Genomic DNA, 26,100 nt, shown 5'->3' on the forward strand with positions numbered 1-26,100 from the left:
GTTTTAATCAGAGAACATCGTTAAGGGTTAGACCAATACCGACTCGGGTTTGGCGGTGATTATAGTCAATCAACGATTCGCCATAACCACTATAGACTTGGGTGTAGAACCTAACATTAGGCGTGATTGGATAGCTCCATCCAAGCTGCGCACCACCGTATCCTGAGTTCCAGTTATATTGGCCTTCGACGCTGAAGACACTTTCGCCCCATTTGTAGCCTAATTTAGCACGATAATGGCCCATATATTTGATGATATCAGGGTTATCGTCATCGCCACCGCCCGTATCAAGACGAACCCACGGTTTGATTTCAGCGGTAATATTATCATTTTTCGCCATCAAACGCAGGTAGGCTCTGTTCCAGCTCCGCGAGGTCGGATCGCTCCGTCCATTCGATTCGTGGTTAAAGCCTGTCTCTACGTCACGCAGCGTCCAGTTGCCCAGCGAATAGTCCGTTGCCCAGCCGACAAAAAGTTGTGGCTCGTAGTTCGTCTCACGAAATGGAGACGATTCTTTGCTGTTGGATATTTGCCACCACGATCGTTGGGTATATGATGCGGCTAAGACCGAGTTATCGCCGAGGATACCGCGCCAGATTGGAAAGGCGAGGCTCAATTGGAACTTAAGCTCGTCCTTACGTGCGTTATGACCCCAGTTGTAGCTTTCAATAGCGCCTTTATTCATATTACTGGTATAGGTGTACAGCACGTAGTTACTTTCGTAAGGATACAAAATAAAAGCACTATCATGTTTTTGTAGTAAATTTGAGATAATGCTGCCATCGACTGGCGAGTTGTTTTGTACCCCGACGTCATACCCACTACTTTGCGCGTTAGCCCCCAAAGGTAACGCTAGCGCTGCTGCCAGCACCAAATACTTTCGTTGCATAGTTATCCCTATCACCTGTAATGAATAAAATTTGGCTAGAAACCTAAAAAGACTTTCTTAAGGGTATAATTTTGACCTGAAATCGCTTTTTATGACAGCAGAATATGATGATAAATAGTAGCAACAGTAACACTATGAACGCGTTGACTATTTTTAGTCGAGGACGGGGAAGGAATGAGTGAGAACAACGAGCAGAATATCGATAAATAGAGGGAAGTCATGATCTCCCTCCAATAACCGACGTTAATTTTTACGGCCGAGCCCTGCAACATCTTGAACGTTATGTAATATAGCAGTCATCCTTACAAAATTACCGGAACTCGCCCCAGTAATTTTATACTCAGCTCCATGATTATCCGCGATCTGCATAATTTTATTTTCGGCGCCTTGTAACGAAACATCGGTTACAGAGATACTTTTAGCAGAGGTTACGGCCGGTAAGGCAAGTACAGCAAGCATCGCGATGGTTATTTTTTTCATAATTATGGCTCTCCTGGTGTGAGCCATAAAAGTACATGTTTGGCCGTAATTAAGCGTTTCGTTTTGTAAAAAACTGAATTAAAACTTATCAATTGCTAAGATATTTTTTTACAAACCTAGAGTTGAATCACAAAAAATTCAGAGCACACTTAATCTTCCCCTTTTATATCAATCTGTTGGGTAACAACTCAGGGAGTAGAGGGTAAGAAACAATATCAATGGTGATAAATGCTTAAGTAAACGAGGGCAGTGTCTACCCGCCAACTTGAGATAGCGCAATAAAAAACGGCGCTTCTGCGCCGTAATAAGAGTTAAAGCCAGTTTTTCCGTTTGAAGTACAGATAAGGCGCTAAGCCGGCCAGTATCATTAATAGAATTGCGCCAGGATAGCCAAACGACCATTTCAGCTCCGGCATAAACTCAAAGTTCATACCATAACTCGATGCCACCAGCGTTGGCGGTAAGAATACGACCGATACGACTGAGAAGATTTTAATAATACGGTTTTGTTCGATACTAATGAAACCCATTGCCGCTTGCATCAGGAAGTTAACCTTTTGGAATAAGGATTCGTTATGCGGTAGCAGTGAATCGATATCCCGTAAGACTTCACGAGCTTGTTCCAATTGGTTAGCAGGCAGACGCGCTTTACGGATCAAAAAGTTTAAGGCGCGTTGCGTATCCATTAAACAGAGGCGAACTTTCCAACCAATATCTTCCAGTTCGGCCAGACGCGAGAGCGCGTCATCGTACTCTTCTCCCTGTTGGCCTTCCATGATCACGCGACTCAGCTTTTCTAATGCGCTATAGATATTCTCTATCTCGTCAGCAAGCTGCTCGATTTTCGTTTCAAATAGATCGAGTAAAACTTCAAACACGTTCCCATCAATAAGTGTTTGGCTGCGCGCGCGCATACGATAGAGGCGGAAAGCAGGAAGCTCACGTTCACGGAGTGTAAAAAGACGTCCATCACGGATGGTAAACGCGACGGTCGCATTCCCTGCATGGTCATCCGCATCTTCATAGAAGAAGAAGGAGTGAATATGTAAACCATCTTCGTCTTCAAAAAAACGCGCGGAGGCTTCGATATCTTCAAGTTCTGGCCGAGTGGCTAAGCCTTGGCCTAATGTTTGCTGTACCAGATCACGTTCATCTTCGTCTGGCTCAATCAAGTCGACCCAAACGGCATTCGAAAGCGCGATATTGCTCTCTTCAGGTTCCATCCGGCTCAAACGATTTTCTTCGAGTTTGAAAGCACTTAACATAGCAGTATGACTCCCCTTGCTTATCGGCAGGGACAAGACAAAGCTAATACTCGTCCATTACTGGGCGTAGGTTAGCTGAACTCGAACACGGGGCTCACAGATTGTGAAAATATCAGCGCTGACGATCATGATGACGGGAAATAATCACCGGTAAACAGCTAAGTTCACCGGTCAAAGAGAGGTAACCTTAGCAGTTTTTCCTAGTACGTAGGAAGTTGATCCAGCATCGACTGGGTGTGTCCAAGGTCTTTGTCCTCTAAGAATTATAGTGGGCGCATGTTACGCTGAGACGAAAATATCGTCAAGAACCCTAACCATTAAACTGTTTCTAAACGTGCATAGGCTGCAACAAGCCATTTCACGCCCTGTCCTTGGAAGGCAATTTGCAGGCGACAATGCTCGCCGCTGCCCTCTAAATTAATAATCGTTCCTTCACCAAATTTGGCATGCTGCACGCGCTGCCCGAGTGTCCAGCCGCTATCATTTGCAATAACCGGCGCGCCCATGCGTTTTGTATCAACAGGCCGAGTGATATTCGCGCGTGACCTGACCTCTTCCACACATTCCTCAGGAAGCTCGCCGATAAAGCGGGAGGGCCGATGGCTGACCTCCTTACCATATAGACGTCGGCTTTCTGCGAAAGTTAGGGTCAATTTTTTCATCGCCCGCGTCACGCCGACGTAAGCAAGACGGCGCTCCTCTTCCAAACGCCCACTCTCTTCGATCGACATTTGGCTCGGGAACATCCCCTCTTCCATGCCCACAATAAAGACTTGGCTAAATTCTAAGCCTTTAGCAGAGTGTAACGTCATCAACTGTACCGCATCTTGCCACTTATCGGCTTGCCCTTCCCCCGCTTCGAGCGCCGCATGGGAGAGGAAAGCTTGAAGTGGCATTAAGTCTTCATTTTCATCTTGGTAGCTAAATTGTCGTGTCGCCGTGACGAGTTCCTCAAGGTTCTCAATACGAGCTTGACCCTTCTCGCCTTTTTCCTGTTCATACATAATCCACAGACCAGAGTCCTTGATGACCCTGTCAGTTTGTACATGAAGGGGCATTTCTCCCGTTTCATAGACCAGCGAGTCAATAAGCTCAATGAAACGTTGTAGCGCAGAGGCGGCTCGTCCCGCGAGTACTTTTTCTTGCAATAATTCACGCGCACTTTGCCAGAGCGTCATCTGTCTATCGCGGGCAAATCGACGTACAACATCCAGCGTACGATCGCCAATCCCTCTTGTCGGCGTATTCACTACGCGTTCGAACGCCGCATCGTCGTTACGATTCGCCATCAGCCGTAGGTAGGCTAGAGCATCTTTGATTTCTTGGCGTTCGAAGAAGCGCATGCCACCGTAGATACGGTAAGGCAAAGTACTTTGTAGTAAAGCTTCTTCCAAAACCCGAGACTGGGCATTGCTACGGTAAAGAATGGCGCTATCGGCTAGCGCTCCGCCCTGCTCATGCCATTGACGGATACGATTGACGACAAAGCGTGCCTCATCCAGTTCGTTAAAAGCGCAATACAGTGAAATTGGATCGCCGGGATCGTCTTCCGTCCATAACTCTTTACCCAATCGCCCTGAGTTATTAGCGATAAGGATGTTAGCTGCTTGCAAGATATTGCGCGTTGAGCGGTAGTTCTGCTCGAGCCGGATCGTCTGCGCTCCAGGAAAATCGCTGAGAAAACGTTGAATATTTTCGACTTGTGCACCGCGCCATCCATAGATCGATTGGTCATCATCCCCCACGATCATCACTTTGCTACTATCGCCGGCCAGCATGCGGATCCAAGCATATTGAATATTGTTGGTATCTTGGAATTCGTCGATTAACAGATTGGTGAAACGCTCACGATAGTGATTGAGGAGATGTGGCTTGTTAAGCCAGAGTTCGTGAGCGCGCAATAATAATTCTGCAAAATCGACTAACCCGGCACGGTCACAGGCTTCCTGATAGGCTTGGTAAATGGATAGCCAAGTTTTCTCGACAGGATTCCCGTAGCTATCGATATGTTTCGGGCGTAGGCCTTCATCCTTCTTACCATTGATGTACCACATGGCCTGACGCGCAGGCCACTGTTTATCGTCTAAGTTTAGGGCCTTAATTAACCGCTTAAGCAGACGTAGCTGATCTTCGCTATCGAGAATTTGGAAATCGGCTGGCAGACCCGCGTCAAGAGGATGCGCGCGTAGAAGCCGATGTGCGAGTCCGTGGAAGGTGCCGATCCACATCCCTCCTTGACTGGTTCCAACGACTTCTTCAATACGGTGGCGCATTTCGGCTGCCGCCTTATTGGTAAACGTCACAGCCATGATTGAATAAGGGGAGCAACGCTCAACGGTTAATAGCCATGCAATACGGTGCACTAAGACTCGCGTTTTACCACTGCCTGCGCCAGCTAGAACCAATAAGTTACTCCGCGGAGCGGCTACCGCCTCGCGCTGTTTATCATTTAAGCCGTCGAGCAGTTCAGAAACGTCCATAAGCACCGTTGCATAAGTAAGAGAAAGAGGCTGTATATATCTACAGCTATTATAGCAAGCTGGTCAGTGAATCCAACCGCGAAATTTCAAGATGTGGAAGTAACCGTGCGAGGCGAGTCGTGGCGATATTTTGTTGGCGATCATTAATCCAGCAAGCTTGATATCCGGCTATTAATGCGCCTTGTACGTCAGTAATCAGATCGTCGCCAACGTGCAAGATGTGGTTAGGGGATAGGCTTAAACCACGCGCAGCGATCTGGTAGAGGTCCCCTGCTGGTTTTGCTCGGCCATCTGGCCCCGCACGCAGCACCAACGTAAAATAATCGGCGATCCCTAACTGTTCGACGTCGGCATTACCATTGGTAATGGCGACTAATGGGACTTTGGTTGCGAGCTCAGCAAGTACTTGATGCGTAAGGGGTGAGATATGTGCCGCACTGCGCCACTGGTGGAATACCGCCATGACTGCCGCCGCCCCAGACTCTGCCTCTTGCGTACTTAACCCTGCCTGTAGCATCACTTTCTTAAGCGCGGCGTGGCGCCACGCAGTCATATCATGGGTAATAGCGGGCGTTTGTAGCTCGACTTCCCGCCGTGCTTGATCGTAATCGCCGGTCGTTATTGATGCAAGACACGGATGCCACGCCTGCAGTGCCTGATGCGTTTTCTCAACGGTGGTAAGGATCACTTGCCGATTATCGTACAGCGTATCATCTAGGTCGAAGGTGATCGCCTGTGGGCGGTGGATCGGTCGATAAAATCGCATTAGGTTTTACCTCGTTTAGCACGGGGGTGAGCGGCATCATAGACCGAAGCAAGATGCTGAAAGTCTAAGTGGGTATAGATTTGCGTCGTCGAAAGGTTCGCATGGCCCAAAAGTTCCTGAACCGCACGCAGATCTCCACTAGATTCTAGCATGTGCGTGGCGAAGGAGTGTCGCAGCTTATGCGGATGAATATGCGTATTCACCCCTTGCAGGACGCCCCATTGGGCAAAACGCTTCTGTACGTTACGCGTCGAAATCCGTTTACCCTGCTGAGAAACGAAGACGGCATTATCTTCGGGTAAAAACAGCTCGCGCATCTCCAGCCAACGCCCCAACCACTCCAGCGCGGTACGCCCAATGGGTAATCGACGTTCCTTACTCCCTTTGCCCGTTACCCATACCTCACCCGATTCTAACTCAAGGTGCTGGCAATCTAGATTAACCAATTCAGAGAGACGTAGCCCCCCACCATACATCACTTCAAGCATGGTCCGATCACGAACAGATAACGGATCGTTTAGGTCGATAGATAAGAGCTGGTTAACAGAATCTACGTCAATATTTTTGGGCAGCGGTCTTCCCGCACGCGGCGTCGCGATCCCCTTCGCCGGATTCGCGACTAAAAAACCCTGGGAGACTTGCCAATCGAGGAAACTGCGCAATGCAGAGAGGCGTAAGGCGAGGCTGGATGCTTTCAATCCTTCGCGCCGTGATTTTGCGGCCATCGCACGGATCAAGACAGGGGTAATTTGCGACCAGGTTGCCAGCGATGCTGCCGCGAAGAAGTCGCAGATCACTTGTAGCTGCCGTTGATAGTTTGCGACGGTCAGTGGGCTCAATTGCCGTTCTACGCGTAAGAAACGTAAGTATTCGTCACAGCGCTGAAATAGAGCCTCACCGAGAGGACTCATGACCGACTCATCCAGCGAGTCAGCAAACTAGGTAGAAATCCAGCAATACAATCGAGTAACTCAGTCCCCATACCGGGATGGTAATGGTCTTTGTTACGGCTACTAAATATCAGTACGCCGACCTCCTGACCTTCATCGATAAGCAATGAGAGGGCCACGGATCCGATTGCCTTCGCTTCGGGTAAGAGTAGTAAGAGTTCTGGACCTTGTAGACGACCAAGATAATGCGTGTCCTGGCCGAGTCGCTGTAATTGAAACGGAGTAAAAGTATGGCGTTCTAACCCGAGATGATGAAAGCCACTGGGTGCCGCAAGCTGCCAGCTATCGGTAAATAAGCGGAAACTCGCGCCCGCCAGCCCTAAGCTTTTGGCCCAGTAGTGTAAACGCCCCTGTAACTCGGCTAAGTCTTTCGCTGTTGCGAGATGAGATTGTAAATAAAGGAGCTGCCCGAAAAGGTGCTGATTAGCTTGCGCTTGCTCCATCAACAGGGTTATTTCTTGTTCTAAATTAATGATTTGCTGTCGCTGGCGCGTTAATTGCCACTCGACCAGTGATACGCTCCCCTTTACCGGATGAGGGATCACCATTTGTTCAACCTGACGGGCATTACGAATGAAAAAATCTGGATGTTCGCGTAAGTACTCGCTAACGCTGTCGTCGTCGATAGGTGGAAGCGGTAACGGTGTCTGCTCTGGATGCGTGGTCATAAATGAATAAATCCATCATAAACGTGAGTGGCGGGCCCGGTCATGAAAAGAGGCGTACCCGATCCCTGCCAACTAATATGCAAGCTCCCTCCTGGCAGATCAACCCGAACATTCTCATTGAGTAGCCCTTGCTGAATTCCGCTGGCTACTGCCGCACACGCACCACTCCCACAGGCTTGAGTTTCACCCGCGCCGCGCTCGTACACTCTTAAACGAATATGATCACGACTGATCACTTCCATAAAGCCGACATTAACACGCTCAGGGAAACGCTCATGGCTTTCCAGAATCGGTCCTAAGACTTCGACTTGCGCCGTTGCCGTCGACTCAACATGGATAACACAATGCGGGTTACCCATCGATACCGCGCCAAACATGACGGTTTTCTCTTCGACACGCAGTAGGTAGAGACTTTCGGCTTTATTCGCTCTGAATGGAACGTTAGCGGGCTCAAAATTGGGCTCTCCCATATTGACTTCCACTTCCTCATCGCGATTGACCGTCAGGACCATCTGTCCCGCTTGCGTGCTGACACGAATGCTATTTTTGTTCGTCAGTCCCTTTAGGCGAACAAAACGCGCGAAACAGCGTGCTCCGTTACCGCACTGCGCGACCTCACTTCCATCAGCATTGTAAATGCGGTAATGAAAATCAAGATCTGGGTCGTACGGTGGCTCAACCACCAATAACTGATCGAAACCAATCCCTAAATGACGATCGGCTAAGCGTCGAATTAGTTCTGGCGAAAAAAACACATTCTGAGTAACGGCATCCACTACCATGAAATCGTTACCTAGACCATGCATTTTAGAGAACTGCATGCTTCACCCCAATGCCGTATCGGCTGACTATAAGTTGTCGGATTTTTTATTCGATTTTTTGAAAATACCCTGGTCGTAACCGGTATTTTGACCTTGTTGTTTACCACTACTATCTTTAGGGAAATAAAGAGGCCCTTTTAGTCCGCAGCCTGCTAAGGCGATAACGGCAATAACCAGCGTGCATTTCGCTACAACGTTCTTCATTATCATTTACTCACTTAACTTTCTATTCTACGTATCATCGCAGTTGAACCGGGAAAAGCAACTGAAAATCGTGTTATCGAGGGATGACCTTGCCTAAGCGATAAATCTCAGATGATCCATCGTTAAGCAATCGTTATACTAATCAAAAATAGGAGCAAGTATGAACGACAGCGAATTTCATCAACAAGCAGACCGTTTATTATTAACGATCGAAGAACGCTTAGACGAGCACGATGGCGAAGCTGATATTGATTATGAGACCCATGGCAATGTCATGACCCTCAGTTTCGAGAATGGCAGCAAAATTATCGTCAACCGACAAGAGCCGCTACATCAAGTCTGGCTAGCAACTAAAGCTGGCGGCTACCACTTCTCCCTGCAGGGCGATAAGTGGGTGTGTGATCGCACCGGTAACGAGTTTTGGGCGCTCCTTGCCAAAGCCTGTAGTGTGCAAGCCGGTGAGACGGTCAGGTTCTAATATCAGGGACGATACGGCGAACGCGGTAGGATATTTTGACCGAGTTGCGGAGAAACCCTCTCCGTAACTTCATCTTGACTCGGTGAATGAAAATTAATGATTTGTGATCGCCCCTGCTGCGCTACCACTTGGTAAAACTGCGGTAAATTGAAATTAATCGATGTTGTCCCGAAAGTCAGCCGGTCATGGGAAGAAGAATAGAAACGGCAAACATCGCGCATTAACTCCTCTTTACTCCCCTCACAGTGTTGATAGACCTCTGCATGATTGTGTTCGTCCAAGACATAAATACTAAAGCTCTCCGCTGGCGGGTGGTCCTCGAAGAAGAATTGAATGATCCCTTCACTGGCATAGTTTTTGACCACCGTAGGCAGTTTTGCCTGTTTAGAGTCCATCTGAATCGATAAGCCCTGTAATTTATTACTGGAGATTGCGCCATAAAACTCCACGGCGTTTTTGAGTTTTTGTACCGATACACCCATTCGCTCGAAAAATAGTCCCCACGTATCGCTGGCTAATTTTAATGCCTTAAAGCGTCCGGTTTCTTGACGATTACTGGAGAGACGTAAGTCAATACACTCTGATATAAGCTGTAAAACACGGGTCCGAATCAATGCACGTAAATAGGGGCTGTAACAGAAGACCTCAACCGCGTCGGGTGGCAGAGCCTCTTGATGCATCTTACCGAGGATCGTTTTAAGGGCCTCGATCATCGCTGATTCCCCCTCGAAATGCAGGGTCCTCACCTCGTTCCACGAGTTACGATAGAGGAGATCTACACTGCCGATAAGACACTGTTGCTGCTGCCCAAAACTAAAGATATCCATTTTACGAAAATCGAAATGAACCACCTGGTCACGTAACGCTTGGGTCGGATCAGATTCCAGATTCACCATCAGAGCAAGGTGACGAATCTCGCAAGGGCTGTATAACGCTTTAGGGGTAGGCGCTGCCAAGCGAATAGGAAAGTGCACCGCAATATCGTGAACTAACTCTTGTAGACGAGGCAGGTCGCATAGGCTCGTCCCTTTAATGTGTAAATGCGTTTTTTCAGTCAGTAGCCCGTTGAACCATGCCCAAGCCACGAGTTTATTTAGGTAACGGTTATACTCTAAGGGTTGATGGCTAATAATCGCATTCATTTCAGGAGCTTGGTTATACAGATACCAGCCCCGCCGATTCGCTCGTCCCTCGGCCACATAGATAAAAGTAAGATGATCCTCAGAGAGATCGGGTGAGATCTGCGGATTAAGAAGGGCCACTTTACCCGGAAGCGCCTCAAATGCCGCGTAGAGTTTACGGGTTAAAACACCGATATCTTGCGGACTTGCGCTGACACTCAGGTTATTACGGCGTGCGAAGCGGATGAGATTACGGTAGCTCTGCATCATCGCATCCAGTAATTCATTATGGGCGATACGGACTTGTTCTATTTTCCAGTGAGCGCGGGAGTCCAGTTGGGTCAGGCGATCTTCATCCCACCCCCAACGTTCAACCAGCTGTGCGAGGATCTCGCGGCGCCACTGCGAAGGTTCAACGCTACTTGCCGCGGTTAATTTTTCTGACACCTTCAAATAAAAACAGCGACGGACTAAGTCAAGCCGAGTGCTATCGTTAATGGCCTCTAAATATGCGGTGACCCGCTCCAGCATCATGCAATAAGGATCCAGCCCGAAATGAATAATTTCGCCTTCGTGCAAACACTGTTTTATTTCCGTCGCCAATAGCCGCGTATTCGGGTACTCCCAGCTATAAGCTTCTAATAATAGAGTCTTTAATACTGCCTTATAGGGCGAGTCGATACTTTTATAGAGTTGCCATAAACTCGCCCCGAAATACTCTTCTGCCGATAGCGTGCCTAACCCGCCGAGATCAAGCCACTCGTTAGGCATCAACGCGCCCTTAGCGTACAGGTCGGTTACATACTCATCGTAGTGTTCTTCCTGTTCGCTAGGCACTAAATTCCATAAGATACGCTTACCCGCTAAGCGTACTGCACTGCGATAAAATTCATCCAGCAGCAGAATATGTTGTGTGCTACCACAATCCTCTTTCCCCAACGCACCACTTTCGTTCATACGAAAACGATTTTCGTCGATCAGAAAGAAGCTGATCTCAACCCCCTGCTTCTTACACCACTGCTGCAATTGGTGACATTTATTGTGAAGCGCTTGTCGCTCTGCATTGTCTAGCCAAGATTGATGACAGACCCAGATATCGAGATCCGAATCACTGCTTTGCCCGACAGACGAGGTACTCCCCATCGAGTACAACCCTAAAATAGGGGGGTTCTCTGGCGGCGACACTGCATTATGACTTTCACTGGAGAAGAAGGTATTGAGTAATGCCAGCTGCGTTTCGTCTGGGGTGAACGCGCTAATCCCATACGGCGTATTGTTTGAGAGGTAGCCTGGCATATCCGGGTGATGATAATGGAGCAAAACCGGCAGCAAGTTATAGATATGACGAAAAGCCGCGCCCATCGCTGCCGTGGCACGATCAGTCCGTAACTGATTAATCGCATCTACTCGCTGTTTAAGTGTCTCTATATAAAGATACAAGGCATCGCACCCGGACTGATACAAGAAAAGATAAAAGCGGTTTTAATTCGCACTACATACCGCGGTCGGTCAATCTAACACTGCCATCCCATCCGGTAAAGCGTGTTGACGCTCACACTTTACCATGTCAACCGGTTTACCATTGAACAATCCATGTGCTTGGATTAAAAAATGAACAGTCGGGATTTAGCGGGTACAAACTGCCACATCCTGCGTTTAGATGTTAGGATAATAGCTAAACATAAAAGTATGGTTTCGAGTATGACTGACAAAACAATCAGAATTGCCACCCGACAAAGCCCGCTTGCCCTCTGGCAGGCAGAATATGTGCAGCAACAATTAATCGCTCATCACCCCGGTTTGCGCGTCGAGTTGGTCACCATGGTGACCAAGGGCGATATATTGCTAGATAGCCCATTGTCGAAGGTGGGAGGAAAAGGATTGTTTGTTAAGGAACTCGAATTGGCAATGTTGGAGGGCCGCGCCGATTTAGCCGTTCACTCCATGAAAGACGTGCCAATGGCATTTCCGCAGGGATTAGGATTGGCGGCTATCTGCCCACGTGAAAACCCGTTAGATGCGTTTGTCTCCAATCATTACGAGGATCTGGATGCACTGCCGCCAGGGGCAATAGTCGGGACCTCTAGCCTACGGCGCCAGTGTCAGTTAAGTGCTTTACGGCCGGATCTCGTTATTCGCTCACTACGTGGTAACGTCGGTACGCGTTTATCCAAACTCGATGCTGGCGAGTACGATGCGATTATTCTCGCCTCAGCGGGTCTTATTCGCTTGGGGCTAACCTCCCGGATCCGCATGTCACTCCCGGCAGAAGTCTCCTTGCCTGCCGTTGGCCAAGGTGCCGTCGGCATTGAATGCCGTAATGATGATGCCGCATTACATCAACTGCTCGCACCACTAAACCATCCAGCGACCGCAATTTGTGTACAAGCGGAACGCGCAATGAATACACGCTTAGAGGGCGGATGCCAAGTACCTATCGCAAGCTATGCGCTACTCAACGAAGATAAACTGTGGCTACGTGGCCTAGTCGGCTCGCCAGAAGGCGACCTAATTATTGCGAGTGAACGCCATGGTATGGCAGTACAAGCCGAAGCGTTAGGGATTTCTCTGGCTGAGGAGCTTCTGGCTCGCGGGGCCGGAGAGATTTTACGCAAAGTCTACCAAGGACAATAATACGATGAGCATTCTGGTGACTCGACCTGCACCCGAAGGCAACCAGCTCGTTGAGCGGCTACGATTGACTGGACGCCAAGCTTGGCATCTACCGCTTATCGAATTTTTACCCGGTCGCCAGCTATCCGAATGCACATCATGTCTCGCGACACTGAACGATGACGATATCGTGATTACCATATCGGGCCGTGCCCTCACCTACCTAGGCCCTTTTATGCTCGCGCAGCCACGCAGTTGGCCGCGTCATATTAATTACTTAGCGATCGGCAAAAGTAGTGCGCTTGCACTGCATCACTATTGTCAACAACCCGTTGAATTTCCTGAGATAACCCTGAGTGAGAATTTGATAGACCTCCCTTGCTTGGAACACATATCCGGAAAAACCTGCCTAATATTGCGTGGGAATGGGGGCCGGGAACTGCTCGGAGATACGTTACAGTCCCGAGGAGCCAAGGTACGCTATTTTGAGTGTTATCAACGCGTCGCCCTAAATTATCACGGGCCTGAGCAGGCTTTTCACTGGCGACAAAAAGGGATCTCAACCATAATTGTGACAAGTGGTGAGATGTTAAACCTACTCTATGAACTCGTTCCTGCTGTCGACCGGAACGAATGGTTACTCCACTGCCGACTTATCGTCGTCAGTGAACGTTTGGCGACAATCGCCACCGACTTCGGTTGGCGAGATATTATTGTTGCTGATGGTGCGGATAACGATGCGTTATTACGTGCGTTACGCTGAATTTAAACTAATGGGATAAGCCTCTATGACGGAACAAAAAGCCCCCTCCGCCATGTCGGATGAAGTAAACGAAAATAAATCTTTAACACCTTCCCCGACACCGGCTACTACAGCGGATAATGGTAAAAAACTCGCACTCTTAGCCATCGTTATTGCTCTCGCCTCTGGGTTAGGAAGCGCTTGGTATATTAATCATGTTAACCATTCACAAGCCAGCTCAACACAAGCCTTAGGTCGCCAACTTACCGATGTCCAACAGCAGAGCGGAAATAACCAACAGCAGTTATCTCAGCAGCTTTCACAGACTGAACAGGCGCTAAAGGCCTCGCAATCACAGCTGCAGGAAACGGAAAAAGATCTTCAAGGTCTGCGCGATAAAGTAAATTCGCTCACCGGTAACGATACTGGTGTCTGGTTAGTCTCACAGGCCGACTACCTGGTAAAATTAGCGGGCAGAAAGTTATGGAGTGATCAAGATGTCACCACCTCTCTTGCGCTACTGAAAAGCGCGGATCGCAGCTTAGCGCAGATGGACGACCCGAGTGTGATCACCGTCCGCCGCGCGCTGAATCAAGATATCTCAACCCTCGCTAACCTCAATCAGGTTGATTACGACGGTATTATTTTGCAACTCAGCCAATTAGCGAATAACGTCGACGATCTGCGCTTAGCAGACGACAGCGATAATAATGCGCCGATGGATAAAGACAGCCATGATGTTTCAGGCTCCCTCGCGCAATGGCGTCATAACTTGGTGGCAAGCTGGCACGACTTTATGGATAACTTCATTACCGTTCGTCGTCGTGATAATAGCGCACAGCCTTTATTGGCACCGAATCAAGACATCTACTTGCGTGAAAATATTCGTTCTCGGCTCTTGATCGCCTCGCAAGCCATTCCTCGTCACCAAGAAGATATTTATAAACAGTCTCTTGAGGCAGTATCGACATGGGTACGGGCCTGGTACAACACCGATGACCCGACAACTAAAGCTTTCTTAACGCAGATCGATCAATTAACACAAACCACAATTGCGATGGATCTCCCCGATAACCTTGCGAGCCAAGGGTTAATCGATAAGTTAATGCAAGATCGTGTGCGCGGCTTAATGAGTAGCCCAAGTGATCACGATGCGCAGCCTACACCATCGCCTGCGACCACGTCGCCGCAAGGAGGTTAAGGTGATAAAAGTCTTAGCACTCTTTATTTTATTAATTGCGGGGATTGTCCTAGGGCCTGTCTTAGCAGGAAAACAAGGCTATGTTCTGATCCAAACCTCGCAGTGGAATATTGAAACCTCCGTGACCGGTTTGGCTATTATTCTCTTCGTCGCGTTAATCGTTATTCTTCTGATTGAATGGGTAATACGCCGCCTATGTCGGACGGGTTCCCGTACCCGCCGCTGGTTTGCGGGGCGTAAACATCGCCTTGCACAGAAGCATACTAATAATGCACTCATTAAACTGGCTGAGGGCGATTATCGGCAGGTTGAAAAGTTGATGGCTAACCATGCCGATCATTCTGATACGCCAGTGGCCAACTATCTGCTCGCCGCCGAGGCCGCGCAACAACGTGGCGATGAGATCCGCGCAAATCAACATTTAGAGCGCGCCGCCGAGCTCTGCACTGATAATCAAATTCCCGTCGAGATTACGCGGGCGCGTATTTTACTCGCGCGTGAGGAAAACCACGCCGCACGTCACACTATCGACCGTTTGCTCGATGTCGCTCCGCGCCATCCAGAGGTCTTGCGCCTTGCTCAGACCGCCTACTTACGCACAGGTGCCTGGTCTGCACTGCTGGATATTTTACCCTCTCTTGAAAAAGAGCAGCTTGTGACCAAAGAGGACGCCGCAGGTCTCTCTCATACCGCGTGGCTTGGGCTGATGGAACAAGCTATGGCATCGGGCGGCAGTGAGGGGTTAAAACAGTGGTGGGGACACCAATCACGTAAAACCCGCCATGACCCACGCCTTCAGTCGGCGATGGCGAACCATCTTATTGAATGTAACGACCATGAGATGGCACAGGTCATTGTGATGGATGGGTTGAAACGGGGCTATAACGAAAGTTTAGTGCTCGTATTACCCAAGCTTAAAACGGCAAACAGCGAGGACTCTGAGAAGCTGGTACGACAGCTCATCAAACAGCAAGGATCCAACCCTCTGCTAGAGAGTACCTTGGGGCAACTGCTGATGCGACGGGGAGAGTGGCAACAGGCTGCGCAAGCGTTTAATTCAGCGCTAGCTCAGCGACCGGATAGCTTCGACTATGCTTGGCTCGCCGATGTTTACGACAAAATGCGTCGTCCCGAAGAGGCCGCAAAAATGCGTCGCGAAGGCTTACACCTCACTCTGAAGAAATACCCGGATCAATAATCCTCCCCTTCCCTAGGCGGCTGCCTGCAGCCGCCTTCTTTGCCCCCTGTCTTGCCGCAGTGCGTAATCTATGATGTTATCAAGACTCGAATTCCTCTATCGGTATCATTGTAATGACCGCACGCTTCGAGCAAGTTAACGTTTTTTCTACTCATCCTCTAAAAGGGAATCCATTAGCGGTTGTATATTGCGATGCTCATGACTATTCAGACGCGACAATGCAAGCTTTCGCCCGCTGGACCCAACTTAGCGAAACGGTTTTCATCAGTCCGCCCAGCGATGCGCGTGCCGATTACCACGTTAGGATCTTTACTCCCACTAAAGAATTGCCTTTCGCTGGGCATCCAACGCTAGGGGCGTGCCATAGCTGGTTAAATGGACGCAGGCAGGCCGTCACCTATCAACAATCGGCGATAGGTATCGTCGAAATTAGACAAGTCGATGATCAGCTTTTTTTCGAGGCGCCGCCTATCATTGAGCAGCGCACTTTCACAGATGACGAATTTCGTCGCTGTCTCGCCGCAACTGGACTTCGTTCAGCAGAGATAATCGCTACCTCACTGTTATGCAATGGCCCCGCTTGGCACTGCATAGTGGTCGACTCCGTCGAACGTCTAATGGAGATTAATATCGACTATTCTGCCATGCCAGACCTTAAGCTAGGGGTGTGTAGCATTAAAGAGCACTCTCAGGGACTGGTCGTACGTGCTTTTATCGGTGGTGACGCGGTGGAAGACCCGGTGACAGGGAGTCTACAGGCCGTTCTCGCACAGTGGCTGATCGGTGCGGGTAAACTGCCTCACCAATACCGCGCGCAGCAAGGGGCTTACGTCGGCGCCGAGGGCGACGTGGAGATTAGACAGTTCGAAGGGAGAATTTTTGTCGGGGGCCGATCAAGCACTATTATTACGGGTGATGTGACTTTGCTGTAACGCTAATCCCAAGGAGGAGAACGTCGATAACACCAAAAACAAAAAACCCCGCTTTCGCGGGGTTTCTTTAAATTTGGTCGGCGAGAGAGGATTCGAACCTCCGACCCACTGGTCCCAAACCAGTTGCGCTACCAAGCTGCGCTACTCGCCGAAATACTGCGGTACTACTTTACTTTTTTATCTGGTGCGAGGGGGGGGACTTGAACCCCCACGTCCGTTAGGACACTAACACCTGAAGCTAGCGCGTCTACCAATTCCGCCACCGTCGCTCATCAGATAAAAATTGGGGTGGCTAATGGGACTCGAACCCACGACAACTGGAATCACAATCCAGGGCTCTACCAACTGAGCTATAGCCACCACCCCTAACTTCTTACTACCACTGATGTTAACACATCAGCCTAACGCGGTAAAACACCACCGCAGCTCGACACCGATAATACTGGTGCGCCCGACAGGATTCGAACCTGAGACCTCTGCCTCCGGAGGGCAGCGCTCTATCCAGCTGAGCTACGGGCGCTTAGCGCCGTTGCGGAAGCGGATATTACGGTAGAGTCGCCAAGCTGTCTAGTGGTTTTTTAAATATAATTTCTGTTTGCTTACGCTTTGTGCAGTTTGTGTGAAGTTTCAGCACTCGCGGTACTTTTTGGCTTAAAGTTCGCCACGCCAGTGGTAACCTTGGTACTTCAAGAGTTTTAATTGACGCTTTAACCGCGAAGGTTGCTTTATCAATCTATACAGCCACTCTAGCCCTAATTTTTGCCAGACCAGTGGCGCGCGCTTTACCTTACCGATAAAGACATCGTAGGTACCGCCTACCCCCATGTAGAGTGCGTCAGGGTAAGACTCGTAACAGCGCTGGATGAACAGCTCTTGTCGCGGGGATCCCATCGCAACGGTAACCACTTTCGCCCGACTAGCCTTGATATGCTGTATCACGCTTTCAACGTCTGACTCGGTAAAATAGCCATCTTGTTGACCCACTATCGGCACGTGCCACTGTCGTTGCAGCTTTTCTGACGTTTGCTCCAGAACCTGAGACTGACTCCCGACCAAGTAGACGGGTATGGCTAAGTCCCCCGCTCGCTGCATCAAGGACTGCCATAGATCAGCTCCGGCGATACGTACCACTTGGCTATCGGGGTACTTCTTACGAATTGAACGAACGACGCTAATCCCATCGGGGTAATTAATCCCCCCACTCATTAAAATCTGCTGTAACTGTTCATTCTGCTCAGAGGTTAATACCTTCTCAGCATTCAATGCGATAAGACGCCCAGTATGAACATGATGATTCGGCAATAAAAAATCGATGAAAGCCTCCATCGATGCAAACCCATACACAGGGATCTGCCGAATGGTAAAACAAGGGCGCGTTATCTGATGATTACTCACGGATATCCTTATGTTCTGAGTAGAGATGATTCATTGACGATAAAAGAGTTGTCTGAGACCGCGTTTTCACGAGTCCTGCTCGCTGAAGAAACCGAAATAGAAGCTTAGTGATAGCCAGACACAGGATAAAAATAATCGCGAAAAAAACAACTCTGGAGCCGAATGCATCGAGTCCTTCACGCGCGAGAACGATCATATTAAAGACAGCACCAAAACAAAAACTATTAATTAGCGCGGCGGTATAGCGATTGGATTCTTGCTGCGCTCGATAATAGAGGCTATCAAAACCTTTAATAATCAGACCCACTAAGAGTGCACCAGGCACCAATGCCCACACGCCCCCCATCACTAATAAAGAACCGATCAGGGTTGGGGAAATCGCTAATCCCGAGTGATTATCTAGAATTTCCCACGTGAAATAATTAGCGCTATTCAATATTGCTGAGGGGCGATCCGGCCATAGCCAACTAGGGATAAAAACATAGAAATCACGCCATAAGGGCGCCGGCCCCTGAAAATCGAGCTGTGAATAATGGCTGAAGATAAGCCCCAGATTTTCCCATGGCGAGAAGGTGTCACGAGTCAGATAGAGAAAGGTGTACCATGCCTCCGGGCCAGCCACATTTAAGTTATAGCGACGTAACGCTAACCAAAACATCCCCACGATTGACATGGCACCGGCACCAAGTAACATCGAAAGCGTGATCCATCGACGACTGATGCCAATAAACAAGAAGAGCGCGAAGGCAATAATAATATTGGCACGTGTTCCCCCTACCACCATATAAGTGATAAGCCCGAAGGCCACCGTGGTAAAGAGGAAAAAAAACCATCGCCGCCAAGTCGGATTTAAAAAATAAATGACTAACATGCCGGGGATAAAAAAGTAGAAGAAGCGCTTCAACGCGACGCCCGCTACCTGACTAGAAAATATTTGGCTATAAGACGTCAACTTAAATAATAGTAATCCATTATGCGCAAAAAAGATCCCCAAACTCACTAATGCCACTAACACGAGCAGCCCGGAGAAAATAAGCGTCTCCAGACGAGTCATGGAGAAAAAACCGGTTATGGGTGCCGGCGGCTTGCGGGTTAATCGAACTTTATAAGTAACATAGTAGATCGCATAAAAACCCGTTGCTGACAATAAGGCTTGTAGCAGATAGAGCGGATCAACGACAGCCTCCTGAAAACCAAACACCAATATGGAGGTCAGGGGGAACCCAAAATAAAATGTCAGTACGAAGAGTAAAGAGAAAAATAAATGGAAATTGAAGCGCTCACGCCGAAATTCTTTCACCATTACCGTTAAGATGAAGCACAGAGAAAGTCCATACACTAAGGCCAAACCCATAAACTGACCACCCGTCATTTTGCCTCCCTGCCTTCCAAATTCTGTAATACTTCGCGCCAACCCCTTAGGTAGGCGGGAGAGAAAAACTCAATGCCGGTTTTGTCGTGGTCGATGAGTTGTTGACGAGCATGTTGGATCACATCGTGATCAAGGGAGTCTTCATCGAATAAAACCGGTAATTGTTGCTCGGCGAGATCTCGCCAGAAGGGGTTTTTTCGGCTGATAACGAAGGGAATATTATTATCGATCAATACGCTAAGCGTACCGATACCTTGTTGGCGCGCAAAAATAAAATAACCCAAGTTACACTGTGCGACGACCTTCAAATAGGCCTCGAAATCTAATTTTTCGGTTAAGATCTCAACCTGGTCTGCCTCAAATAGCTGTGCCGCCTGTGTCTGTACACTAGCAATATACTGCTGGTTATTTTGCGGATAGCCCATTGGGATAATAATTTTCACCTGTTGACCAAACTGTTGCGCAATTTGCGTTAACGCTTGGCAATGCTTATTAGTCGGATCGCCAGAGTTGCCCAACAAAATCGTTAGAGGCTGTACGGTCGCCGTCTTAGGTAGCTCTGTAGCAGACATCTTGGTGGGAAAATACAGTTTATGGCTCGGGACCTTGGGATATCTTTGATGATAAACACTCAGGTCACCAAGCGTCGCGTAGACGCCAGCAATCCGGCCTTGTGCACGACGCCGTAAGGCGTAGAACATTTTAAATTTCAGCGCCTGTGACGCTTCATAGAGGTCTGCGCCCCAGATATGCCAATGAAACTGATGTTTCTTGACCCTACCAGTGAGTAAAGCCAGCCATAGATATGCATTAAATTGACCGTGACAGAAGAATACCGTTTGCCGGTCTTTAGCGATGCCCATTATCCGCTGAGCCAAGTGTTGCTTAGTTGCAAAACACTCGATGCTGAGATTTGGAAATTGCTCAACGATAGCGGTATCTTGACTCACTACAATAAATTGTCTTCTTTGTGAACTGGGTAATTCAGTCGCCAATACCCGATCAAAAAACGTTAATAACGTTGTGTTATGGTGAGGAATATCCGATCCCAGTACATGAATGATCGCCATTATTTTCGATACCAATAAAAGAATGCTGCAATAACTAAAAACAGGTAACAGCCATAGGTGACACAGTAAGCTTGTACCGCTCCCAATACGCCATGTTCGGCAATTAACCAATGGCTGGTCACTAATAAGAGAATAAATTGTGTTAACTCGGTCAAGAGGTAGGCGCGTAAACTGCCACGTGCGATAACCAGATAACCGAAGACATAAGCGGCGACTTTACAAACATCCCCCGGAAGTTGCCAGGCAAAAAGATCGCGCATGGGCATAAACTTCGACGAAAAGAGTGTGATGATCACGAGATCGCGCACTAGCCACACCGCAAAACTCAACACCATCACTACCGGAATCACACGCAATAGCGTTCGCTTGATCTCTGCGGCAATAGCCCTTTTCTCTTGCAATCGGCTTAAGGCAGGTAGCAGCCATACACTGAAGGTCGCTGTAATAAATTGTAGATAGGCATCGGAAACACTCGCTACCCCTTGCCATAACCCGACCGCTTGCCAGTCGCTATGGCTCGCCAACTGATGACGCATCACTACCCAAGCGACAGGTAGCGTTACAGCGGTAATTCCCGTCATCACAGTATACTTCAGTAAACGAGCGGCCATCGCCTTATCCCATCCCGGAAGTAACGGCCCTAATAAGTTGTCAGCTCGTCGGTGGTAGAAAAAGAGAGCAGGCAGTAATGCAATGGACGGTACGACGGCCAAACCAATCAACGCTCCTGCATAACCACCTACCGCCCAACAAGCTAGATAACCGGGGATCGCTAATAGGCTGCCAACGATAATCGTTAAGGCATTACTCCGTGCATCCTTAATCCCTTTTAGTTTTGCTTGTAAGAGGTTCGCCCAACCGATACCGCACTGTAGAAAAGCGAGACAGCGTATGACGTTGGCAAAGCGTCGATCACCAAATAATCCTTGGCTGATCGGCTCGGCACAGACTAGGAGTAGGAAGGCAATAAGCAGCCCCGTCCCTAGGACTAGGGAGGACGAGGTAGCCGAAAGCTGTCGCAACTGCTGCGAGTCGTCTTGATACTGCGCAACATAGCGTGTTACGCCATTAAAGATCCCCGCCCCTGCCATGACGCTGAGCACGGTGATCAATTGCCGATAATTACTGGCTAACCCAATCCCCTCAGGGCCATAAGTCACGGCGAGTAACTTGACGATAACGAGACCACCGAGGATCTTAATTAGCGTAGAACTCGCGGTCCATAGTGAGGCTCGAGCAAACGACATTAGGAAAAGAAGCTCAGTAGCGACCCGATGACAATTTTTTGCTGGTTATTAGTCAAATTGAAATACATCGGTATCCGTAGTAATCGTTCACTTTCTAGCGTCGTGTAACGGTCTTCGCCATTAAATTCACCGAATTGCAGGCCTGCTGGCGAGCTATGTAGTGGGATATAGTGAAAGACGCTCAGGATCTCTGCTTCTTTGAGCCAGGCAATCAGACGATCGCGATCCGCTTGGTCTCGTAATTTGAGATAAAACATATGTGCATTATGCTGACAGGACTCTGGTAACGTCGGTAAGGTAATCCGCCCCTGTTCAGCCAACGGCTGTAATGCCTCGTAGTAGCGCTGCCATAACTCTAAACGCCGCTGATTGATCACGTCAGCGTGTTCCAGTTGCCCCCACAGATAGGCAGCTTGTAGATCGGACATGAGGTAACTCGATCCCAAGTCCCGCCACGTATATTTATCGACTTGTCCGCGGAAAAATTGGCTACGGTTGGTGCCTTTTTCGCGAATAATTTCCGCACGTTCGATCAATTTAGGGTCATTGATCAACGTCGCTCCACCTTCGCCACCCGCCGTATAGTTTTTCGTCTCATGAAAACTAAAGCAACCAATATGCCCAATCGCTCCTAACGCTCGCCCTTTCCATGTACTCATCACCCCTTGAGCGGCATCTTCGATTACGTAGAGTTGATATTTATCCGCTAGCGCCATGATCTGATCCATGTCGCACGCTACCCCAGCGTAGTGCACCGGGACAATGGCGCGTGTCTTGCTGGTGATCGCGGCTTCAATCAGCGTTTCATCAATATTCATCGTATCGGGACGAATATCCACGAAAATAATTTTTGCACCACGCAGGACAAAAGCATTCGCGGTAGAAACAAAGGTATAGCTAGGCATGATCACTTCATCGCCTGGCTGGATATCGATTAATAAAGCCGCCATCTCAAGGGAAGCTGTGCAAGAGGGGGTCAATAATACCTTTGGCACCTGACAACGTTGCTCAAACCACTGTTGAACACGACGGGTGAAACCACCATCTCCGCATAACTTACCGCTCTCCATTGCGGAACGCATGTAGTCAGCTTCACTTCCTGTTATCGGCGGTGCATTAAACGGAATCATCTCTTTTCCTATAGAGCCAATAGCTCGTAGATGTTAGGCGAGCGCCGTGACGTAAATAGAGACGCATCGCGGCGAGGTTGCTCAGTTGGGTCGTGATATGCAGTTCGGTAAGCCCTTTGCTACGCGCCCAATCTGCCGCAGCCAATAATAATTGACGACCAACACCGGCGCCTCGATGGGTATTCGCCACGCCGAGTAGCCCAATCCGCGCGCCCTCATCGACTTCTCGTAGGCTAACGAAGCCCGCAATCGCCCCTTGCTGATCGACGCTAATCAGGCATTGATGGTCGAAGATGCCTTGTACAGCATTGTCGATCCACTGAGCATAAAACTGTTGAGTCAGATCTTGATCAAACCATGGTGCGCGAAACCGACTCTCGGTAAATAAAGGGCCTGCCAATTGGCGTAGTGCCTCAATATGAGAAGATCGCGCAACACGGATCCCAGGTTGCCGCATCGTCTCACCGAGGGCGATGACTAATTCGGCTTCCCCTTCAACCAACGCGAAATCTTGGCGGCTCAGTGCATCGAGGCTGTGATAATCCGCGCTCGCGACTTTGGCTTGAACCAGATCCCAGGCGTTAGCTTCCGCCGACGTAAGGGTATCGAGCTGAGAGAGGTCGACCTTACCAATTCGTTGTGCAAAGAAGGCACTCTCCCACGCGAGCTCCTTAACTCCCACTCTTTTTGCCCCAAGCCCCGCGGGTATCGATCACGAAATCGGTAGTGAATTGAGCGTAGTCTAAGTCTTTAAAGGCCTGGTGGTCGGTGAGCAGCACGAGGATATCTGCCTGCTCAAGCGCCTGCTCGGTACTCACCAAAGAGGCTTTATTAATAAATTTCGGGGGTAACTGGCGAATATGTGGTTCAACCAGTAATGTTTCACCCTGATGCCAGTCGCTGATCAATCCGGCAACCTGCATAGCGGGGCTTTCACGGAGATCGTCGATATCGGGTTTAAACGCGAGACCGAAGCAAGCGATACGAATATCCGCCGCTTTCTTTCCGTTCGCCATCAGGCAATCGGCCAGCGCCTTTTTAACCTGATCGAGTACCCAGAATGGCTTACTATCGTTGACTTCGCGCGCCGTACGAATCAGCCTCGCTAATTCCGGCGACTGAGAGACGATAAACCAAGGATCGACCGCGATACAGTGCCCCCCCACGCCCGGACCCGGTTGCAGAATATTCACTCGCGGGTGATGGTTGGCCAAACGAATCAACTCCCACACATCGATATTAAGCGAGTGGCAAATGAGAGAAAGCTCGTTCGCAAAGGCGATATTGACATCGCGGAAACTATTTTCGGTGAGCTTACACATCTCCGCCGTACGTGCATTCGTTGTTACACACTGACCTTGTAAAAAGAGTTGATAGAGTTCAGAGGCTTTCGCCGAACACTGCGGAGTGATCCCCCCTACAACGCGATCGTTACTGACCAACTCGGCCATCACTTTGCCAGGTAACACACGTTCTGGGCAGTAGGCGATTGCGATATTAGGATGCTCACTATGACCGGGAACCTGAAGCTCAGGCCGTAGCTCTGCAATCCACGCCGCGACCTGTTCGGTCGCCCCGACTGGAGAGGTCGATTCTAAAATAACGAGATCACCCGCTTTTAATTGTGGTGCGATCGCCAAAGTCGCGTTTTTAACATAGCTCAGATCCGGCTGATGATCGGCCTCAAAAGGCGTCGGTACGGTAATAAGAAAAGCATCCGCGGGTTCCGGGGTTAACGTCGCCCGTAAGCGCCCTTCTGCTACATTACGTGCGACTACCGCAGCCAGTTCAGGCTCGACGATATGAATATCACCGCGATTGATGGTGTCTACTGCAATGGGATTGATATCAACGCCTATCACATGGCATCCCGTTTCTGCAAGGATCGCAGCAGTGGGTAAACCTATATAGCCAAGGCCAAAAATAGAGACAGTTTTAGTGTGCATGCTCAACCCATGAGTGTTTAATAAATTCGACAATTTTCTGGCAACTTTGCCCGGTACCGTAGGGATTTTTCACTTGGCTCATCGCGTGCCACGCCTGTTCATCGTCCAGCAGTCGTGACGCCTGTTCAATAATCGTCGCGCTATCTGTCCCCACTAACCGAACGCTACCTGCCTCGACCGCCTCCGGACGCTCTGTTGTATCACGCATCACTAATACCGGTTTCCCTAGGGATGGCGCTTCTTCTTGAATGCCACCTGAGTCGGTGAGGACCAGATAAGCGCGATTCATCAGCCACACGAAAGGTAGATACTCTTTGGGTTGGATTAGATGAATATTATCCACACCTTGTAATAAGCGTTCTACCGGTTCGCGTACATTGGGATTCATGTGCACAGGATAAACAATATCAACGAGCGGATAGCGTTTCGCTAAGGCGACTAAGGCTTGGCAAATGCGTTCAAAGCCGCCGCCAAAGCTTTCACGTCGATGACCGGTGACCAAGATCATTCGGCGGTCTTGAGTTAAGTAAGGAAATTCCGCTGCAAGGCTTTGCTCTAAATGCGTATCGTCGATAATTTTATCCCGTACCCATAACAGTGCATCAATGACGGTATTGCCGGTGACAGTTATCGATTGTTCACTGATATTCTCAGTCAATAAATTCCGTTTCGCATGGTCCGTTGGCGCAAAATGCCAGTAGGCGAGATGGGTCGCGACCTTACGGTTACCTTCTTCAGGCCACGGCGAGAAGAGATTACCGGTTCGTAACCCTGCTTCAATATGACCAACTTTTATTTGGTGATAATAAGCCGCTAAACTGACCGCTAGTGTCGTCGTCGTATCGCCATGGACTAGAACTAAATCGGGTTGGTAATGCTGAAAAAGATCTGCCATTCCTTTCAGGATCCGACTCGTAATATCGCTGAGCGATTGCCCCGGCTGCATAATGTTTAAGTCGTAATCTGGGCGCAGTTGAAAGACCTGTAATACTTGATCTAGCATTTCACGGTGTTGCGCGGTAACACAGAGTCGAGACTCGATTTCTGGGGTATTTTGTAACGCTTGGACGAGCGGCGCCATTTTTATTGCTTCAGGTCGAGTACCAAAGACTGTTAATACCTTCACGCTGTG

24 protein-coding genes and 4 tRNA genes are annotated in these 26,100 nt (G+C 49.1%); 6 read left to right on the plus strand and 22 right to left on the minus strand.

The genetic code is table 11. From position 1 onward, the window contains the following. Nucleotides 1–7: 7 nt before the first annotated feature. From pldA to lptM, 9 genes are all read right to left on the minus strand, one after another. Nucleotides 8–889, minus strand: a complete 882-nt coding sequence (gene pldA, locus HGT70_RS11585; RefSeq protein ID WP_214195919.1) for a phospholipase A — start codon at nt 887–889, stop codon at nt 8–10. Between the two features lie 243 nt (nt 890–1,132). After that, nucleotides 1,133–1,369, minus strand: coding sequence for a DUF1471 domain-containing protein (locus HGT70_RS11590; protein ID WP_071432545.1), 237 nt, complete (start codon nt 1,367–1,369; stop codon nt 1,133–1,135). Between the two features lie 311 nt (nt 1,370–1,680). Then, the gene (corA, locus tag HGT70_RS11595) at nt 1,681–2,634 is read right to left on the minus strand and encodes a magnesium/cobalt transporter CorA (protein ID WP_071432547.1); all 954 of its coding nucleotides are present in this window, start codon (nt 2,632–2,634) and stop codon (nt 1,681–1,683) included. A gap of 317 nt (nt 2,635–2,951) precedes the next feature. Continuing rightward, nucleotides 2,952–5,114: a DNA helicase II gene (gene uvrD / locus HGT70_RS11600; protein WP_214195920.1), complete on the minus strand. Its 2,163-nt coding sequence runs from the start codon at nt 5,112–5,114 to the stop codon at nt 2,952–2,954. Between the two features lie 49 nt (nt 5,115–5,163). After that, nucleotides 5,164–5,880: a 5-amino-6-(5-phospho-D-ribitylamino)uracil phosphatase YigB gene (gene yigB, locus HGT70_RS11605; RefSeq protein ID WP_214195921.1), complete on the minus strand. Its 717-nt coding sequence runs from the start codon at nt 5,878–5,880 to the stop codon at nt 5,164–5,166. After that, nucleotides 5,880–6,791 (minus strand): tyrosine recombinase XerC, encoded by a 912-nt coding sequence (gene xerC / locus HGT70_RS11610; protein WP_214195922.1) that lies wholly within the window; start codon nt 6,789–6,791, stop codon nt 5,880–5,882. The genes yigB and xerC overlap by 1 nt, the downstream gene beginning before the upstream one ends. Continuing rightward, nucleotides 6,788–7,498 (minus strand): DUF484 domain-containing protein, encoded by a 711-nt coding sequence (locus tag HGT70_RS11615; protein WP_071432555.1) that lies wholly within the window; start codon nt 7,496–7,498, stop codon nt 6,788–6,790. Before HGT70_RS11615 ends, xerC begins: the two co-directional genes overlap by 4 nt. Next, nucleotides 7,495–8,319, minus strand: a complete 825-nt coding sequence (gene dapF, locus HGT70_RS11620; RefSeq protein ID WP_214195924.1) for a diaminopimelate epimerase — start codon at nt 8,317–8,319, stop codon at nt 7,495–7,497. The genes HGT70_RS11615 and dapF overlap by 4 nt, the downstream gene beginning before the upstream one ends. Nucleotides 8,320–8,346: 27 nt before the next feature. After that, entirely contained in the window at nt 8,347–8,523 is a 177-nt protein-coding gene (gene lptM / locus HGT70_RS11625; protein ID WP_157725395.1) for an LPS translocon maturation chaperone LptM, read from the minus strand. 160 nt (nt 8,524–8,683) lie between these two features. Here lptM and cyaY point away from each other — a divergent pair, with 160 nt between their 5' ends. Continuing rightward, nucleotides 8,684–9,001 (plus strand): iron donor protein CyaY, encoded by a 318-nt coding sequence (gene cyaY, locus HGT70_RS11630; RefSeq protein ID WP_071432559.1) that lies wholly within the window; start codon nt 8,684–8,686, stop codon nt 8,999–9,001. Nucleotides 9,002–9,003: 2 nt separating this feature from the next. Here cyaY and HGT70_RS11635 read toward each other — a convergent pair whose 3' ends face one another. After that, a complete protein-coding gene (locus HGT70_RS11635) occupies nt 9,004–11,562 on the minus strand; it encodes a class I adenylate cyclase (RefSeq protein WP_157725396.1) in 2,559 nt (852 codons plus the stop codon). 261 nt (nt 11,563–11,823) lie between these two features. On the opposite strand from HGT70_RS11635, the gene hemC reads away from it, so the two are divergent. From hemC to HGT70_RS11660, 5 genes are all read left to right on the plus strand, one after another. Then, nucleotides 11,824–12,756: a hydroxymethylbilane synthase gene (gene hemC, locus HGT70_RS11640; protein ID WP_214195925.1), complete on the plus strand. Its 933-nt coding sequence runs from the start codon at nt 11,824–11,826 to the stop codon at nt 12,754–12,756. 4 nt (nt 12,757–12,760) lie between these two features. Beyond that, nucleotides 12,761–13,498, plus strand: a complete 738-nt coding sequence (gene hemD, locus HGT70_RS11645; protein WP_214195926.1) for a uroporphyrinogen-III synthase — start codon at nt 12,761–12,763, stop codon at nt 13,496–13,498. Nucleotides 13,499–13,523: 25 nt separating this feature from the next. Beyond that, nucleotides 13,524–14,678, plus strand: a complete 1,155-nt coding sequence (gene hemX, locus HGT70_RS11650; protein ID WP_214195927.1) for a uroporphyrinogen-III C-methyltransferase — start codon at nt 13,524–13,526, stop codon at nt 14,676–14,678. A 1-nt stretch (nt 14,679) separates the two neighbouring features. Beyond that, entirely contained in the window at nt 14,680–15,876 is a 1,197-nt protein-coding gene (hemY, locus tag HGT70_RS11655; protein ID WP_071432567.1) for a protoheme IX biogenesis protein HemY, read from the plus strand. A gap of 113 nt (nt 15,877–15,989) precedes the next feature. Then, nucleotides 15,990–16,808 carry a PhzF family phenazine biosynthesis protein gene (locus HGT70_RS11660; RefSeq protein ID WP_214195929.1) on the plus strand — a complete coding sequence of 273 codons (819 nt, stop codon included), beginning with the start codon at nt 15,990–15,992 and terminating at the stop codon, nt 16,806–16,808. Between the two features lie 74 nt (nt 16,809–16,882). Here HGT70_RS11660 and HGT70_RS11665 read toward each other — a convergent pair. The 12 genes from HGT70_RS11665 to wecB form a co-directional block, all read right to left on the minus strand. Continuing rightward, nucleotides 16,883–16,959 (minus strand) — tRNA-Pro (locus HGT70_RS11665). Nucleotides 16,960–16,990: 31 nt separating this feature from the next. Next, nucleotides 16,991–17,077, minus strand: a tRNA-Leu gene (locus HGT70_RS11670). A 15-nt stretch (nt 17,078–17,092) separates the two neighbouring features. Further along, nucleotides 17,093–17,168: transfer RNA gene (locus HGT70_RS11675), tRNA-His, on the minus strand. Between the two features lie 83 nt (nt 17,169–17,251). Then, nucleotides 17,252–17,328 (minus strand) — tRNA-Arg (locus HGT70_RS11680). Between the two features lie 131 nt (nt 17,329–17,459). Beyond that, complete coding sequence (gene wecG, locus HGT70_RS11685) at nt 17,460–18,203, minus strand: lipopolysaccharide N-acetylmannosaminouronosyltransferase (protein ID WP_321207504.1); 744 nt, start codon at nt 18,201–18,203, stop codon at nt 17,460–17,462. Continuing rightward, nucleotides 18,196–19,575 carry an ECA oligosaccharide polymerase gene (wzyE, locus tag HGT70_RS11690; RefSeq protein ID WP_214195930.1) on the minus strand — a complete coding sequence of 460 codons (1,380 nt, stop codon included), beginning with the start codon at nt 19,573–19,575 and terminating at the stop codon, nt 18,196–18,198. The genes wecG and wzyE overlap by 8 nt, the downstream gene beginning before the upstream one ends. Beyond that, on the minus strand, nt 19,572–20,645 hold the full coding sequence (wecF, locus tag HGT70_RS11695) for a TDP-N-acetylfucosamine:lipid II N-acetylfucosaminyltransferase (RefSeq protein WP_214195932.1): 1,074 nt from the start codon (nt 20,643–20,645) through the stop codon (nt 19,572–19,574). Before wecF ends, wzyE begins: the two co-directional genes overlap by 4 nt. Further along, the gene (gene wzxE, locus HGT70_RS11700; protein WP_071432575.1) at nt 20,645–21,892 is read right to left on the minus strand and encodes a lipid III flippase WzxE; all 1,248 of its coding nucleotides are present in this window, start codon (nt 21,890–21,892) and stop codon (nt 20,645–20,647) included. The genes wecF and wzxE overlap by 1 nt, the downstream gene beginning before the upstream one ends. Then, complete coding sequence (gene rffA, locus HGT70_RS11705) at nt 21,892–23,022, minus strand: dTDP-4-amino-4,6-dideoxygalactose transaminase (RefSeq protein ID WP_071432576.1); 1,131 nt, start codon at nt 23,020–23,022, stop codon at nt 21,892–21,894. The genes wzxE and rffA overlap by 1 nt, the downstream gene beginning before the upstream one ends. Continuing rightward, entirely contained in the window at nt 23,009–23,704 is a 696-nt protein-coding gene (gene rffC, locus HGT70_RS11710) for a dTDP-4-amino-4,6-dideoxy-D-galactose acyltransferase (protein ID WP_241569670.1), read from the minus strand. Before rffC ends, rffA begins: the two co-directional genes overlap by 14 nt. Beyond that, entirely contained in the window at nt 23,694–24,968 is a 1,275-nt protein-coding gene (wecC, locus tag HGT70_RS11715) for a UDP-N-acetyl-D-mannosamine dehydrogenase (protein WP_214195934.1), read from the minus strand. The genes rffC and wecC overlap by 11 nt, the downstream gene beginning before the upstream one ends. Continuing rightward, nucleotides 24,958–26,094 (minus strand): non-hydrolyzing UDP-N-acetylglucosamine 2-epimerase, encoded by a 1,137-nt coding sequence (gene wecB, locus HGT70_RS11720; RefSeq protein ID WP_071432583.1) that lies wholly within the window; start codon nt 26,092–26,094, stop codon nt 24,958–24,960. Before wecB ends, wecC begins: the two co-directional genes overlap by 11 nt. Nucleotides 26,095–26,100: the final 6 nt, after the last annotated feature.

The organism is Rosenbergiella collisarenosi (genome assembly GCF_018494085.1).
Lineage (GTDB): Bacteria > Pseudomonadota > Gammaproteobacteria > Enterobacterales > Enterobacteriaceae > Rosenbergiella > Rosenbergiella collisarenosi.